Source organism: Rhizobium sp. NFR12 (assembly GCF_900108545.1).
Classification (GTDB): Bacteria; Pseudomonadota; Alphaproteobacteria; order Rhizobiales; family Rhizobiaceae; genus Neorhizobium; species Neorhizobium soli.
Genome location: NZ_FNWM01000002.1, coordinates 862,198 through 877,371, shown reverse-complemented (window position 1 = coordinate 877,371; position 15,174 = coordinate 862,198). Strand labels below are relative to the sequence as shown.

Genomic DNA, 15,174 nt, shown 5'->3' with positions numbered 1-15,174 from the left:
TGCTCTCGAAAGGCTAAGACGGGTCGGCGGCGCTCGGGCTAAAGCGGCTTATTCAACGACCTTCGGCACCATGAAGAAATTGCGGTCGGTTGCCGGCGCGTTGGCGACGATCTCGTCTGCCTTATTGCCGTCGGTGACGACGTCGGCGCGCAACCGCATTTCCATCGGCATCACCGAGGTCATAGGCTCGACGCCTGTGACGTCGACTTCCGAGAGTTGTTCGACGAAATCGATAATACCGTTCAATTCGCCAACCATGCGATTGGCCTCATCCTCCGTAACCGCAATACGGGCGAGGCGCGCGACGCGCTTGACGGTGGCGAGATCGACGGACATGGCAGGGCTCCGGTGGTAAAATTCACCTTCGCTATAATGGCCATGCCCGTCCTTCGCAACAGGCAGGGCGCCGGTTTCCTGGCGCGCCTTAACTGAAATGCCCGTTCAGCAGGTCAGCGTCACGCCGACGCCCGGCACCTCGACGGCGGTGCGGCTGCCTTCCATGCCCTTGACGAACTTATCGGGTGTCTGCTCGATGATCGGGAACGTGCCGTAGTGGCAGGGAATGGCGTGCTTGAAATCGAAGAAGCGCTGGCAGGCAACGGCTGCGACAGCACCGCCCATAGTGAAGCGGTCGCCGATCGGCACGATGCCGATATCCGGCTGGTGCAACTCGTTGATCAGTCCCATGTCGGTAAAGATATCCGTATCACCCATGTGCAGAACCGACATCTCGTCGTCGAAATGCAGCATCAGTCCGTTCGCGGAACCGAGCGAGTGGGACACGCCGAGCTCGTCGATCTGGCCGGACGAATGGAGCGCCTGTGTGAAGGTCGCGGTGAAGCCCTCGAAGCCGACTGTGCCGCCGGTATTGCCCATCTCGAGCTTCTCGACGCCTTTTCCACCCAGCCAGGATGCGAGATCGGCGTTGGCAAGAACGATGGCGCCCTTTTCCTTGGCGATCGCGACCGTATCACCGACATGGTCGCCATGACCGTGGGTGAGAAGGATATGCGTGACACCTTCGGTCACGTCTTTCAGATCCTGGCCGGCAAAGGTCGGGCTATGGGTCAGGAACGGGTCGATCAGGATCTTTGCCTTTGCCGTTTCGATGCGGAAGGCGGCATGGCCGAGCCAGGTAATTTTCATGGGGAAGTGTCCTTGAGGATGGCAAAAAGAGAGGTGATGACACCAAATCAAAATTCATAGATGAAACTTCGAAAGGGAGGTTTCGAAGCACCGAAAGCGGATGAGACTCTGAACTCAGTTGTCTCACCTCACACCTCATCAAATAACGCGGCGCTTTCACATTTCAAAGGTCTAGGACGATGATTGCGCGAGCAGCGCCCGTATCGGAATTGACACACAGGCGGCGCCACGTTGCCACGGACTTGCCACTGGGTTAAGCGGTCGCATCCCGATATGATCGTCGCATGCTCGCTGCGATTGCGTCACATCCGAACCCCTGAGGAAACCGACATGGCCGACGACGATTATATCTATGACGAGGCTACCGGCGAATGGCTGTCTGCAGCCGATGCGGCTGCGAAGGCTTCCGCTGCATCCGAGGTGCGTGACTCAGCCGGCAATATTCTTGCCGATGGCGATGCGGTCACTCTCATCAAGGATCTCAAGGTGAAGGGTGCCGGTCAGACGCTGAAACAGGGCACCGTCATCCGCTCGATCCGTCTCACCGACAATCCGGAAGAGATCGATTGCCGGCACGATGCGATCAAGGGCCTCGTGCTGCGCACCGAATTCGTGCGCAAGAAAACCTAAGGCCGGCATATGGCAATCCTGACCATCGAAGAACTCGCCGCGACACTTGCGCCCGGCAAGGCAGTTGCAGGGCTCGATCTCGGTACCAAAACCATCGGGCTTGCGATGTCCGATCTCGGCCGGCGGTTTGCCACGCCCCGCACCGTCATCAAGCGCGTCAAGTTCACCAAGGATGCGGAGGTTCTGCTGGCGTTCGCGGAGAAGGAGAAGGTCTCAGCCTTCATTCTCGGGATGCCGATGAACATGGATGGTTCCGCCGGGCCGCGGGCCCAGGCAACCCGCGCCTTTGTGCGGGCGATGTCGGACAAGACTACCATTCCCTTCGTCTTCTGGGACGAGAGACTATCGACGGTCGCGGCCGAACGGGCACTTCTGGAGATGGATGTTTCGCGGGCCAAGCGCGCCGAACGTATCGATTCGGCGGCCGCGAGCTTCATTCTTCAGGGAGCCTTGGACAGGCTTTCGTCCCTTGCCAGAGAAACCGGCAACGACGTCCCCACCTGACGGCTACGCCACCAGGCTGCAATCTGCTTGCGCTTGCGGAAGGCGATGATGGCGAAAACGACAAGACTGTCGAATGCGATTGCGCGGGCAACCAGCGGCGGGATGGTTTCGGGCGGAATTCCGAGGACGTCGCCATAGACCTGAAAGACCAGATCATGGGTCTGACGGGTCAGCATGAAGAAGCCGAAGCTCATGTCGTAATAGGAAAGCCCGTACCAGCTGCCCAGCAAAAGCACGGGCCCTGCCCACAAGATCAAGAGCAACTTCATGCGGTTTCGCCTTCTGGTTCCGCTGGAGACAGGTCCAGCGTTACGACCCATCTCGACAGCGCCATCAGGCTGAGAACCAGAGCAGGAATGGCAATGTCGAGCGCCAGCACTGCAAAGATCGTCGTCATGACGATCAGCAATGCGATGCTCGTTGTGGAAGTTGCATTCTTGCCCATGGACGGCCGCGATTTGGTTAAGAAATCATTAACCAGAGATTTAGGCCGCATGGCGAAAGCTGCAATTCAAAACGCCAAACATGGTTAATTTCCAGAGCGTCGCTGTGGAGAACGTCTGCTGCTCAGCCGTAGATGGCGCGAACCAGGCGGCGGACGGAAGACGCTACCTTTTCCCAGTCTTTCTCGGACTTTAACGGTATGCCGGCGAACTGGCCGCTGACGGCAGACGAGACGACCAGATGCTGGATGGCGGCAAACAGGATGGCATTCGTGGTCGCGACATCGACACCTTTTGGCGGCGTCAGCGAGCCGCGCATCTTGTCGAGCCACTTTGAGAGAGCCTTGGTGCGTGATTCGGTCAGACGCCGCACCTGTGGCGTATCCTGCGAGACTTCCCAGGCGACGATCTTGCAGACGAGCGGGTCCTCGCGCAGCGCATCCATGAAATAGATAGCGAGCTTTTCCATCAGGTCGCCGTAGGTCAGAAGAAACATGCCGCCGGTATCTTCGGGAATGCGATCCTTGACCCAGTTGCCGAGATCGGCGCCGATCGCGTCGATGAGGCCGTTCAGCCCGCCGTAATAGCGATAGATCAGCTGCTTGTCGCAGCCGGCGCGCCGTGCGACCGCATTGACGCCGAAGCCTTGAAACCCTTCCTCGGCCAGCAGCGTGCGGGCAGCAATGAAGATCGCCCGCTCCGTGCCGGCCCGGTTGCGCGGACGTATGGCCTGAGCTGATGCAGCACCGGTCTCGGTATTCGTCTCGGCTATCTGAAGCATCGCCCGCCTGTTTCGCAACTCTTTGTTAACTGTTGCGATACCCCGTCGTTTCCCATCATCGCAAGCGCCACACGGACGCCGTGCACAGGATAGAAGACCGAAACCGGGCGCATGCTGCGTTACACAAGAGACAAGTGGATGCGCTGCAGTGGATGCCCTTGCCCCACAGGCAGTCTTCGTCTCTCCTTTCGGCGACTTCTTCTTACGCTGCTGGCGGGTAGAGAAGATCGACGATGTAGCGGGCATCGAAGCGGGCATCGAGCATGCCGTAGGTCGAGCGCCAGCCGCCGGCAAGACGGGTTTCGAGGAAGGCATCGGCGATCTTGCCGGCACCGAGGCGCGCAAGCTCTGCGGCACCGGCGGCCAGCGCCAGTTGCTCGATCAGAAGCCTTGCAGCGCCCTCGTCGCGTTCGCACAGCGCCATCGCGGCACGCAGAACTTCCACGGTCTTCTTGCCCGATGCGCCGAGATCCCGCTCGAAACCGGCCAGAACCGTATCGAACAGATCGCGGCCTCGCGACAGCACGCGCAAAACGTCGAGCGCCATGACACTGCCCGAGCCTTCCCAGATCGCATTCACCGGCGCCTCGCGGTAATGCCGGGCAATCGGACGCTCCTCGACATAGCCATTGCCGCCCAGGCATTCCATTGCCTCGGCGATAAGCGATGGCGCGATCTTGCAGTTCCAGTATTTGATGACTGGCGTCATGACGCGGGCATAGGCCGCATCGCCGGGGTTGCCGCGGGCGCGATCAAACGCATCGGCCAGCCGGAACGACAGCGCCGTCGCGGCCGCGACATCCAGCGCCATATCGGCGAGCACGCGCGTCATCAGCGGCTGATCGATCAGGTTCTTGCCGAACACGGCACGACCGCGGGTATGATGGACCGCTTCGGCCAGCGACGCGCGCATCATGCCGGCAGACGCGACAGCACAATCGAGACGGGTCAGCGTCACCATATCAAGAATGGTGCGAATGCCGCCGCCAGACTCTCCGAGCAGATAGCCGAAGGCGTCCGTGAACTCGACTTCGGACGATGCATTGGAGCGGTTGCCGAGCTTATCCTTCAGCCGCTGGAAATTTAGCCCGTTGGCCGAACCGTCTTCGAGGAGCCGCGGCACGAGGAAACAGCCGATTCCCTCATTTGTCTTTGCCAGCATGATAAAGCCGTCGCTCATCGGCGCCGACATGAACCACTTGTGGCCGGAAAGGCGGTAGATCCCCTCGCCCACACGCTCGGCGGTAGACCGGTTGGCGCGCACGTCGGTGCCGCCCTGCTTTTCGGTCATGCCCATGCCGACCGTGATGGCGGACTTCTGCATGGCCGGCCGATTGGTCGAATCGTATTTGCGCGACAGAACTTTCGGCGCCCATTCCTTGTGGACGCGTGGGGAAGCCATCATCGCCGCAATCGAAGCGCTCGTCATCGTCAGCGGGCAGAGATGGCCGCATTCCAGCTGGGCGGACAGATAGAAGCGGGTGGCGCGAACCTTGTGTTCGTGGGCACGCTGCTCCGGAATGGTCTCCCAGATCGACGAATGCAGGCCGCTTTGCATCGAGCGGCGCATCAGGGCATGCCAGGCAGGATGGAACTCGACCGTGTCCTGCCGCTCGCCGCGCGGACCGTGGGTGCGCAGTTTGGGCGGATTTTCGTTCGCCATCCGCGCCAGTTCCTGGGCTTCCGGAGAGGTCACGTAATTGCCGAGCTGGTCGTATTCGTCGCGGATCGCGCGGTTCAGATCGCCGGTCAGGTCGACCACAAGGGGATCGGAGCGGTAGGCATTGATCCCCGACCAGGGCTTCGGCTGGTTCAGTTCACCAAATTTTTCTTCATCGCGCGACATGTCGTTCATGGGGCGGTTCTAGCGGAAGTTAAAGGGCGTGGGAACGGCAGCACAGAAGGAATTTCAGCGTTCTCAACAAACGGCTTGCGGTTGGGAATCCCGGAAACGGGGGAAAACAGCAGTGACATAACCTCCCATCCCGCTTGCGGCCTTTCCCCCCAGACCTTATAGACCGCCGAACGCAAGCGGAGACGCCCCCTATGGTCTTCTTTCCCCACCGCCATCTCCTTGGCATCAAGGGTCTCACCCGGCAGGACATTACGACGCTTCTCGACAAGGCCGACGAGGCCGTGCAGATTTCCCGGCAGCGGGAAAAGAAGACGTCCACGCTTCGGGGCCTCACCCAGATCAATCTCTTCTTCGAAGCCTCGACACGCACGCAGTCCTCGTTCGAGCTCGCCGGCAAACGGCTCGGCGCCGACGTGATGAACATGTCCGTCAGCAATTCGTCGGTGAAAAAGGGCGAAACGCTGATCGATACGGCGATGACGCTGAACGCCATGCACCCGGACGTGCTGGTTCTCAGGCATTCGTCGGCCGGTGCCGCGGCCCTGCTTGCCCAGAAGGTGACCTGCTCGGTGGTCAATGCCGGCGATGGTCAGCATGAACATCCGACACAGGCGCTGCTCGACGCTTTGACCATCCGCCGCGCCAAGGGCAAGCTGTCGGGCATCATCGTCGCCATCTGCGGCGATGTTTTGCATTCGCGGGTCGCCCGCTCCAACATCATTCTCTTGAATGCCATGGGCGCCCGCGTCCGGGTGGTCGCGCCATCGACGCTTCTTCCCTCAGGCATCCGCGACATGAGCGTCGAGGTCTTCCACTCGATGGAGGAAGGCTTGCGGGATGCGGATGTGGTGATGATGCTGCGGCTGCAGCGCGAGCGCATGGCTGGCTCCTTCGTGCCGTCGGTGCGCGAATACTTCCACTTCTACGGTCTCGATGCGGAAAAACTGAAAGTCGCCAAGGGTGATGCGCTGGTCATGCATCCGGGTCCGATGAACCGCGGCGTCGAGATTGCCTCCGATGTTGCCGACGGTCCGCAGAGCGTCATCGAGCAGCAGGTCGAAATGGGCGTCGCCGTCCGCATGGCGGTCATGGAAACACTCCTGACCTCCAATCAGGGAGAGCGCGCATGAGCACGACCATGTCCAATGGCACCGTTCTCAGGAACCTGCGCATCATCGATCCCTCGCGCAATCTCGATGAAACCGGCACGATCATCATCGGCGCCGACGGTCGCATCCTCGCGGCCGGAAAGGATGCGCAGAACCAGGGCACGCCCGACGGCGCCACGGTGCGCGATTGCCAGGGTCTTGTCGCCACGCCAGGGCTTGTCGATGCGCGCGTCTATGTCGGAGAGCCGGGTGCCGAACATCGCGAGACGATCTCTTCGGCCAGCCGCGCCGCTGCCGCCGGTGGTGTCACCTCGTTCATCATGATGCCGGACACCGATCCTGTTCTCGACGATATTGCGCTGGTTGAATTCGTGCAGAAGACGGCGCGTGACAAGGCGATCGTCAATGTCCACACTGCCGCAGCGCTCACCAAAGGGCTTGCCGGCAAGGAGATGACCGAGTTCGGCCTGCTGCAGCAAGCCGGTGCCGTCGCCTTCACCAACGGTCGTCACGGGCTGTCCGATTCGCTGCTGCTGCGCCGCGCGATGACCTATGCGCGCGAGTTCGATGCGGTCATCTCGCTCGAACTGCGTGAGAAATATCTCGGCAACGGCGTCATGAACGAGGGCTTGTTCGCCTCCTGGCTCGGCCTGTCGGGCGTGCCGAAGGAAGCGGAGATCATTCCGCTGGAACGCGATCTGCGCATCGCCGGCCTCACCCGCGCCAAATACCACGCGGCAAAAATCTCGGTGGCGGAATCGGCCGAAGCCATGCGGGTTGCCCGCGCACGCGGTGCCAACGTTACCTGCGGCGTGTCGATCAACCATCTGTCGCTCAATGAAAACGACATCGGCGAATACCGCAGCTTCTTCAAGCTGTCGCCGCCGCTGCGGTCCGAAGACGACCGGATCGCCATGGTCGAGGCGCTCGCCGACGGCAGCATCGATATCATCGTGTCCTCGCATGATCCGCAGGATGTCGATACCAAGCGTCTTCCCTTCGCCGATGCCGCCGATGGCGCGATCGGGCTTGAAACCATGCTGTCTGCAGCCCTTCGCCTGCATCATGACGGGCGCGTGCCGCTGATGCGGCTGATTTCGGCGATGTCGACCCGCCCAGCCGAGATTTTCGGTCTGGACGCCGGCACGCTGAAGCCGGGCGCTAAAGCCGATATCACGCTGATCGATCTCGATGAGCCTTGGATCGTCGCCAAGGATATGCTTCTGTCGCGCTCGAAAAACACGCCGTTCGAGGACGCGCGCTTCTCCGGCCGGGCCGTCGCGACCTATGTCGGCGGGAAATGCGTCTATAAACTGGGATAGAGATGGGGCGGGCCGACCCATCGCGCGCTTGCGCGAAAGGGTTGGAACGGGGGCAAACCCGACTAGGGGCTTTGGGGGAAACACATGATAACCGACCTTCTTACCTGGCAGATCTCGCTGCCGATCGCAGCCGGCGCGCTTGTTCTCGGCTATCTCCTGGGCTCGATCCCGTTCGGCCTGCTTCTCACCCGCGCCGCCGGTCTCGGCGACATCCGCTCGATCGGTTCCGGCAATATCGGGGCGACCAACGTTCTTCGCACCGGAAATAAGAAGCTCGCCGCCGGCACGCTTCTGCTCGACGCATTGAAGGCGACGGTCGCAGCTCTGATCGGTTGGTACGCCTTCGGTCCGGAAGCGGGGTTGCTTGCGGGATTTGCCGCCTTCATGGGTCACCTCTATCCGGTCTGGCTCGGCTTCAAGGGTGGCAAGGGTGTCGCGACCTATATCGGCACGCTGCTGGGGGTCGCACCGCTCATGGTTCTGGTGTTTGCCGCGGTCTGGCTTTCGGTTGCCAAGCTCAGCAAGTACTCATCGCTGTCCGCCCTGGTTGCAACCCTTGTCATTCCGGTTGTGCTGTGGTTCATACAGGAACCAAAGATTGCTGCCGTCATGGCTCTCATGACGATCATCTCCTTTATCAAGCACAAGACCAATATCGAGCGGTTGATTGCCGGCACCGAAAGCAAGATCGGCCAAAAGGGCTAGTCCCTTAAAGGACGGATCATGCCGGATAGCAGCGCAAGACGGATAGGAATTGCGCTCACCGAACGGCAGAAGATCGCCTGGCTGCGGTTGATCCGCTCCGACAATGTCGGCCCGGCGACATTCCGGGATCTCATCAATCATTGCGGCTCGGCGGAAAATGCGCTGGCCATGTTGCCGGAACTGTCAGCGCGCGGCGGATCGACACGGGCAATCCGCATCGCCAGTGCCAGTGAGGCCGAACGCGAGCTGGAGATCGCACGCCGCCAGGGCGCACAGTTCATCGGCATCGGTGAACCCGACTACCCTCCCGCGTTGCGACAGATCGAGGCAGCGCCGCCGCTCGTTGCGGCAAAGGGCGATCTCTCCACCGCCACCCGCCCCTCGGTCGGCATTGTCGGCTCGCGCAACGCCTCAATCGCCGGGGCGAAGTTTGCGGCGGTGATTGCCAGGGATTGCGGCCGCGCCGGTTATGCGATCACTTCAGGACTTGCTCGCGGCATCGATGCGGCGGCGCACCGCGCCAGTCTCGATACCGGCACGATCGCGGTTCTGGCCGGCGGCATCGACCGTCCCTATCCGCCGGAAAACTTCTCCCTGCTCGATGAGATCACGGCCGGCAGCGGCCTTGCCGTCTCCGAAATGCCATTCGGCTGGGAGCCACGCGCTCGGGATTTTCCCCGTCGCAACCGGCTGATTTCAGGCATTTCGCTCGGGCTGGTTGTCGTTGAAGCGGCTGAGCGGTCAGGCTCGCTGATCACCGCAAGGCTTGCTGCCGATTTCGGACGGCTGGTGTTTGCCGTCCCGGGCTCGCCGCTCGATCCGCGCTGCCACGGCACGAACGGACTTCTCAAGCAGGGCGCCATCGTCACGACCGGCGCTTCGGATGTGCTGGATGCGTTGGCGCCGCTGTCCGATCTCGATAGATTTCAAAATACCGTCATCGAAGAGCCCGGCAGAGGCAGCACACTCCTGCCGCCCGATGACGACGACAGGACGCGCATCATTTCGGCGCTTAGTCCGACACCGGTCGATATCGACGATATCATCCGGCATACGGGTGTTGCCGCGGCCAGTGTCTATCTTATTCTGCTGGAACTCGATCTTGCCGGTCGGCTGCACCGGCACCCGGGCGGCATGGTCTCACTTGCTATGGAAGACTGATCGCGGTCGTCGCCCGGCCTGCACGTCGCCAGCCTCGACATAGGCCATCTCGATGAGGTAGCACAGCATATCAGCCCCCTCGCTGAGCGCGACCTGCCGCAACTCTGCCAGCATCTGCCGGATGTAGGCGATGTTGCGCGAATTCTCGTCGCCCCGTCCGTCCTTGTCACCGTGAGAGACCATTTCACATTCTGTCAAATAGGGCGCGACACCGCCTAATATAACTATTCGTCACCTTATCAGCGCAGCTTAGAGATGTTTATTTAAGATTGCAACTAATTGCACATCACTCGCAGGTTGCAGTTCGTTGTATCCTACTAATTAACGATGACCTCTTGACCCCGGGACAAACGCCCGCCATGTCGGGAGACCGGATTTCCGCCTGGATCGTTACGAGACCGGGCAAAGCTCTATTGCAGAGAAACAAGATGAATGTAGTCATTGTAGAATCTCCAGCCAAAGCCAAGACCATCAACAAGTATCTTGGCTCGGGTTACAAGGTTCTCGCCTCGTTCGGCCACGTACGCGACCTTCCTGCCAAGGACGGGTCGGTTTTGCCTGACCAGGACTTCGAGATGCTCTGGGAAGTCGACAGCGCATCCCAGAAGCGGATGAAGGATATTGCCGACGCCGTGAAGGGTTCGGACGCCGTTTATCTCGCGACCGACCCGGATCGCGAGGGTGAAGCGATTTCCTGGCATGTCCTCGACCTTTTGAAGAAGAAGAAGGTGATCGGCGATAAGCTGGTGAAGCGCGTCGTATTCAACGCCATCACCAAGAAGGCGGTTCTCGATGCGATGGCCAACCCCCGCGATATCGACGTGCCGCTGGTAGACGCGTATCTCGCCCGCCGCGCGCTCGACTATCTCGTCGGCTTCAACCTGTCTCCGGTCCTGTGGCGCAAGCTTCCGGGTGCCCGTTCTGCCGGCCGTGTGCAGTCGGTCGCGCTTCGCCTCGTCTGCGACCGCGAAACCGAGATCGAGCGCTTCGTTTCGGAAGAATACTGGAATATCTCTGCGCTTCTGAAGACACCGCGAGGCGATGAGTTCCTGGCCAAGCTGGTGCAGGCCGACGGCAAGCGTCTGCAGGGCAAATCGATCACGAACGGCGAGGAAGCCGGCCGCCTGAAGACGCTGCTCGATCGCGCCGCCTATAGCGTCGAGACCGTTGAAGCGAAGCCGGTCAAGCGCAATCCGGGCCCTCCGTTCACCACGTCGAGCCTGCAGCAGGCCGCGTCCTCGAACATCGGCTTCGGCGCGTCGCGCACGATGCAGGTCGCGCAGAAGCTTTATGAAGGTATCGATATCGGTGGCGAGACCGTAGGTCTCATTACCTACATGCGTACCGATGGCGTTCAGATGGCACCCGAGGCGATCGAGCAGGCGCGTAGCGCCATCGTCGAGCAGTTCGGCCCGCGTTACATGCCCGAAAAGCCGCGCTTCTACTCCACCAAGGCGAAGAATGCGCAGGAAGCCCACGAAGCAATCCGCCCGACCGACTTCAACCGCACGCCGGACAAGGTTCGCCAGTATCTTGATGCCGATCAGGCGCGTCTCTACGAGCTGATCTGGAAGCGCGGCATTGCCAGCCAGATGGCGTCAGCCGAAATGGAACGCACAACCGTGGAGATCTCGGCGACAAACGGCGCAGATAAGGCTGGCCTTCGGGCCGTCGGTTCGGTCGTGCGTTTCGACGGCTTCCTCGGCGCCTATGTGGACCGCCGCGAAGAGGATGACAAAAGCGAGGACGACGACGAAGACGGTCGCCTGCCCGAGATCAACGCTGGCGAAAAGCTCGACAAGAACAAGGTCAACTCGAGCCAGCATTTCACTGAGCCACCACCGCGCTATTCGGAAGCATCGCTGATCAAGAAGATGGAAGAGCTCGGCATCGGCCGTCCTTCCACCTATGCCGCGACGCTGAAGACGCTGTCCGATCGCGAATACGTGATCATGGACAAGCGCAAGCTGATCCCGCATTCCAAGGGACGGCTGGTCACGGCGTTCCTCGAGAACTTCTTCACGAAATACGTCGAATACGATTTCACGGCCGATCTCGAAGAGAAGCTCGACAGGATCTCGGCTGGCGAACTGGACTGGAAGCAGGTTCTGCGGGAGTTCTGGCAGGACTTCTTCGGCCAGATCGAAGACACCAAGGAACTGCGCGTCACCAACGTGCTGGATGCTTTGAACGAAGCGCTGGCACCGCTGGTCTTCCCGAAGCGGGAAGACGGTTCGGATCCGCGTATCTGCCAGGTCTGCGGCACCGGCAACCTGTCGCTGAAGCTCGGCAAGTACGGCGCATTCGTCGGCTGCTCGAACTATCCGGAGTGCAACTTCACCCGTCAGTTGTCGTCCGAAGGCGGCGCGGATGCGGAAGCTTCCGGCCTCAACGAACCGAAGGAACTTGGGACCGATCCGATGACCGGCGAGCAGCTGACGCTGCGGTCGGGTCGTTTCGGACCTTATATCCAGCGCGGCGACGGCAAGGAAGCCAAGCGTTCCTCGCTGCCCAAGGGCTGGCTGCCTGACGATATCGACCACGAAAAGGCGCTGGCACTGATCAACCTGCCGCGCGACGTGGGCAAGCATCCGGAATCGGGCAAGATGATTTCGGCAGGTCTTGGCCGTTACGGGCCGTTCCTGCTGCATGACGGTGGCTATGCGAACCTGGAAACGATCGAGGACGTGTTCTCGATCGGTCTCAACCGCGCCGTCACCGTGATTGCCGAGAAAAAGGAAAAAGGCCCCGGCGGACGCGGTCGTGGCACACCGGCAGCGCTCAAGGACCTTGGCGCGCATCCGGACGGCGGCGCGATCACCGTGCGCGACGGCAAATACGGGCCTTACGTCAACTGGGCCAAGGTCAATGCCACGCTGCCGAAGGGCATGGACCCGCAGTCGGTAACGATGGAACAGGCGATGGCGCTGATCATCGAAAAGGGCGGCAAGGCATCGTCGGGCAAGGCCAAGGCGAAAGCGCCTGCCAAGAAGGCCACAGCAAAAAAGGCTGCTGCCAAGACAGAGGCGGACGCAACGACCGAGACCGCCACAAAGAAGTCGCCTGCCAAGGCTAAGACCGCAGCCAAGAAGGCGCCTGCCAAGAAGGCACCGGCCAAAAAGACAACCGCATCGAAGGCGAAGAAGACGGACACGTGAGAGAACCGAACGAGCGATCCAATCGCCAGCAGAAACGCGCCGCGAAGGCTGACCGTGGCGACAGCCAGTCGGCGAGCAGACCGGTAATTGTCCAGGGTGCGGTTCCTCCGCGCGATGTGCTGCTCCAGTTCATCGCTGACAATCCGGATAAGGGCTCGAAACGGGAGATTGCCAAGGCTTTCGGCCTGAAAGGCGATACGCGCATCGAGCTCAAGGATCTGCTGCATTCGCTCGAGGAAGACGGTCTTCTCAACAAGAACCGCAAGTCGCTCTCGCGTCCGGGTGCCCTGCCCCCGGTCACCGTTCTCGACATCACCACCCGCGACAAGGATGGCGAACTGATCGGCCGGCCGACCGAGTGGCCGGAGGATATGGGTGCGGCCCCTGCCGTGCTCATCCGTCAGTCGCATGACAGCCGCGGAAAAGGCAAGGCGCCAGCCGCGGGTCTCAACGATCGCATCCTTGCAAAGATCTTCCCGAACAAGGAACGATCAGGCCCGGCCTATACCGCCCGCGTCATCAAGGTCATCGACAAGCGCCGCGGCGCCGCCCTCGGCGTCGTCCAGAGACTGGCTGACGGCGAAATGCGTCTTCTGCCGACCGAGAGGCGCGGCGAGGAAATGGTGATCGAACCCGAGGACATCGGGGACGCCAAGGACGGCGACCTGGTCGAGTCGGAAGTCGTGCGCAACGGCCGGTTCGGCCTGCCGCGCGCCCGCGTCCTCAACATTGTCGGCTCCGTCGGTTCGGAAAAGGCGATCTCGATGATCGCCATCTATTCGCACGGCATTCCGCACATCTTCCCGAACGAGGTGATGGAAGAAGCGCAAGCTGCAAAGCCGGCCAGCATGTCGAAGCGCGAAGACTGGCGCGACGTGCCGCTCCTGACAATCGATCCCGCCGACGCCAAGGATCACGACGACGCTGTTTATGCCGAGCCGGACACCTCGCCCGACAATCCGGGCGGCGTCATTGTCACTGTCGCGATCGCCGATGTCTCCTGGTATGTCCGCACCGGCAAGCCACTGGACCGTGAAGCGCAGAAGCGCGGCAATTCCGTCTACTTCCCCGACCGCGTCGTACCGATGCTGCCGGAACGCATTTCCAACGATCTCTGCTCGCTGCGCGAGGGCGAAGACCGGCCCGCACTTGCCGTGCGCATGGTCTTTTCCAAGGAAGGCCGCAAGGCCGGCCATACGTTCCACCGCATCATGATGAAGAGTGCGGCCAAGCTCTCCTACCAGCAGGCTCAGGCCGCCATCGACGGCGAGACCGACGACAAGACCGGTCCGTTGCTGGAGCCTGTCCTGAAGCCGCTGTGGGACGCCTACCGCATCATGACGATCGGCCGCGACCGTCGACAGCCGCTCGAACTCGATATGCCCGAGCGCAAGATCATGCTGAAGCCGGATGGCACGGTGGATCGTGTGATCGTGCCAGAGAGGCTCGACGCGCATCGGCTCATCGAAGAGATGATGATCCAGGCAAACGTCTGCGCCGCCGAAACGCTCGAGAAGAAAAAACAGTCGCTGATCTACCGGATCCATGACGGCCCCTCGCTTGCCAAGCAGGAGACGCTGCGCGAGTTCCTGAACACGCTCGGCATTTCAATGGCTCGCGGCGGCCAGATGCGCTCCAACTCGTTCAACGGCATCCTGTCGCAGGCACAGGGCACGCCGCACCAGATCATGGTCAACGAGATGGTGCTGCGCTCCCAGAGCCAGGCGATCTACAGCCCCGACAATATCGGCCATTTCGGCCTCAACCTGATGAAATACGCGCATTTCACGTCGCCCATCCGCCGTTATGCGGATCTGATCGTGCATCGCGCGCTGGTCGGGTCGCTCGGCCTCGGCGAAGGTGGAATCACGCCGGGCGAGGAAGCCCAGCTCGAAGATATCGCGGCAGAGATCTCCACCTTCGAGCGCCGCGCCATGGCCGCCGAACGCGACACGGTAAACCGTCTTGTCGCGCACCACCTCTCGACGAAGATCGGCGAGGAGTTCCAGGGCCGCGTGTCCGGCGTGACCAAGGCAGGCCTGTTCGTGGCCCTGCCGACCTATGGCGCCGATGGTTTCGTGCCGGTGTCAACGATCGGCGACGATTACTATATCTATGACGAGGCGCATCAGGCGCTAACAGGCGAACGTTCCGGGCTCGGCTACCAGATCGGCGATACCGTCGATGTGAAGCTGAAGGCGGCAGTTCCGCTTGCCGGTGCGCTTCAGTTTGAAATGCTGAGCGAAGGCAAGAAGCTGCCGGGCGGCGCCCGCTCGTTCCACAAGTCTGCGCGACGAGACAAATCTGGCGGACGGCCCAAAAAGCCCGGTACGCGCCCCTTCCGTGGCGGCAGGAGATAG

The 15,174-nt window shown here is 61.3% G+C and carries 16 protein-coding genes; 9 read left to right on the top strand and 7 right to left on the bottom strand.

Features of this window, described 5'->3' with window-relative positions:
* Window positions 1–48: 48 nt before the first annotated feature.
* Both gatC and BLW69_RS11500 read right to left on the bottom strand, forming a co-directional pair.
* Entirely contained in the window at window positions 49–336 is a 288-nt protein-coding gene (gatC, locus tag BLW69_RS11505; protein ID WP_062580050.1) for an Asp-tRNA(Asn)/Glu-tRNA(Gln) amidotransferase subunit GatC, read from the bottom strand.
* Window positions 337–441: 105 nt separating this feature from the next.
* A complete protein-coding gene (locus tag BLW69_RS11500) occupies window positions 442–1,146 on the bottom strand; it encodes a metal-dependent hydrolase (protein WP_092662017.1) in 705 nt (234 codons plus the stop codon).
* 330 nt (window positions 1,147–1,476) lie between these two features.
* Between BLW69_RS11500 and BLW69_RS11495 the strand changes: the two genes are divergently transcribed.
* Together BLW69_RS11495 and ruvX are read left to right on the top strand one after the other, a co-directional pair.
* On the top strand, window positions 1,477–1,776 hold the full coding sequence (locus BLW69_RS11495) for an alkylphosphonate utilization protein (protein WP_062453199.1): 300 nt from the start codon (window positions 1,477–1,479) through the stop codon (window positions 1,774–1,776).
* A 9-nt stretch (window positions 1,777–1,785) separates the two neighbouring features.
* Window positions 1,786–2,280 (top strand): Holliday junction resolvase RuvX, encoded by a 495-nt coding sequence (ruvX, locus tag BLW69_RS11490; RefSeq protein WP_092662016.1) that lies wholly within the window; start codon window positions 1,786–1,788, stop codon window positions 2,278–2,280.
* Here the strand turns inward: ruvX and BLW69_RS11485 are convergent.
* Together BLW69_RS11485 and BLW69_RS23145 are read right to left on the bottom strand one after the other, a co-directional pair.
* Entirely contained in the window at window positions 2,217–2,549 is a 333-nt protein-coding gene (locus BLW69_RS11485) for a DUF6105 family protein (RefSeq protein WP_062453201.1), read from the bottom strand. The two genes, ruvX and BLW69_RS11485, sit on opposite strands and share 64 nt — an antisense overlap.
* On the bottom strand, window positions 2,546–2,677 hold the full coding sequence (locus BLW69_RS23145) for a hypothetical protein (RefSeq protein WP_256413734.1): 132 nt from the start codon (window positions 2,675–2,677) through the stop codon (window positions 2,546–2,548). The genes BLW69_RS11485 and BLW69_RS23145 overlap by 4 nt, the downstream gene beginning before the upstream one ends.
* On the opposite strand from BLW69_RS23145, the gene BLW69_RS22770 reads away from it, so the two are divergent.
* Entirely contained in the window at window positions 2,676–2,813 is a 138-nt protein-coding gene (locus BLW69_RS22770; RefSeq protein WP_156461817.1) for a hypothetical protein, read from the top strand. The two genes, BLW69_RS23145 and BLW69_RS22770, sit on opposite strands and share 2 nt — an antisense overlap.
* 34 nt (window positions 2,814–2,847) lie before the next feature.
* Here BLW69_RS22770 and BLW69_RS11475 read toward each other — a convergent pair whose 3' ends face one another.
* Window positions 2,848–3,504 (bottom strand): TetR/AcrR family transcriptional regulator, encoded by a 657-nt coding sequence (locus tag BLW69_RS11475; protein WP_092662014.1) that lies wholly within the window; start codon window positions 3,502–3,504, stop codon window positions 2,848–2,850.
* 202 nt (window positions 3,505–3,706) lie between these two features.
* Window positions 3,707–5,359, bottom strand: a complete 1,653-nt coding sequence (locus tag BLW69_RS11470; RefSeq protein WP_092662012.1) for an acyl-CoA dehydrogenase family protein — start codon at window positions 5,357–5,359, stop codon at window positions 3,707–3,709.
* Between the two features lie 191 nt (window positions 5,360–5,550).
* Here BLW69_RS11470 and BLW69_RS11465 point away from each other — a divergent pair, with 191 nt between their 5' ends.
* From BLW69_RS11465 to dprA, 4 genes are all read left to right on the top strand, one after another.
* A complete protein-coding gene (locus BLW69_RS11465) occupies window positions 5,551–6,489 on the top strand; it encodes an aspartate carbamoyltransferase catalytic subunit (RefSeq protein ID WP_062453206.1) in 939 nt (312 codons plus the stop codon).
* Window positions 6,490–6,497: 8 nt separating this feature from the next.
* Complete coding sequence (locus tag BLW69_RS11460) at window positions 6,498–7,790, top strand: dihydroorotase (RefSeq protein WP_092662540.1); 1,293 nt, start codon at window positions 6,498–6,500, stop codon at window positions 7,788–7,790.
* Window positions 7,791–7,874: 84 nt separating this feature from the next.
* Entirely contained in the window at window positions 7,875–8,495 is a 621-nt protein-coding gene (gene plsY / locus BLW69_RS11455) for a glycerol-3-phosphate 1-O-acyltransferase PlsY (RefSeq protein WP_092662010.1), read from the top strand.
* An 18-nt stretch (window positions 8,496–8,513) separates the two neighbouring features.
* Complete coding sequence (gene dprA, locus BLW69_RS11450; protein ID WP_062580034.1) at window positions 8,514–9,656, top strand: DNA-processing protein DprA; 1,143 nt, start codon at window positions 8,514–8,516, stop codon at window positions 9,654–9,656.
* On the opposite strand, the gene BLW69_RS11445 is transcribed toward dprA, so the two are convergent.
* The gene (locus BLW69_RS11445) at window positions 9,636–9,839 is read right to left on the bottom strand and encodes a hypothetical protein (RefSeq protein ID WP_062453210.1); all 204 of its coding nucleotides are present in this window, start codon (window positions 9,837–9,839) and stop codon (window positions 9,636–9,638) included. The genes dprA and BLW69_RS11445 overlap by 21 nt on opposite strands.
* A gap of 245 nt (window positions 9,840–10,084) precedes the next feature.
* On the opposite strand from BLW69_RS11445, the gene topA reads away from it, so the two are divergent.
* Window positions 10,085–12,814: a type I DNA topoisomerase gene (gene topA / locus BLW69_RS11440; protein WP_092662008.1), complete on the top strand. Its 2,730-nt coding sequence runs from the start codon at window positions 10,085–10,087 to the stop codon at window positions 12,812–12,814.
* Window positions 12,811–15,174 carry a ribonuclease R gene (gene rnr, locus BLW69_RS11435; RefSeq protein ID WP_092662006.1) on the top strand — a complete coding sequence of 788 codons (2,364 nt, stop codon included), beginning with the start codon at window positions 12,811–12,813 and terminating at the stop codon, window positions 15,172–15,174. Before topA ends, rnr begins: the two co-directional genes overlap by 4 nt.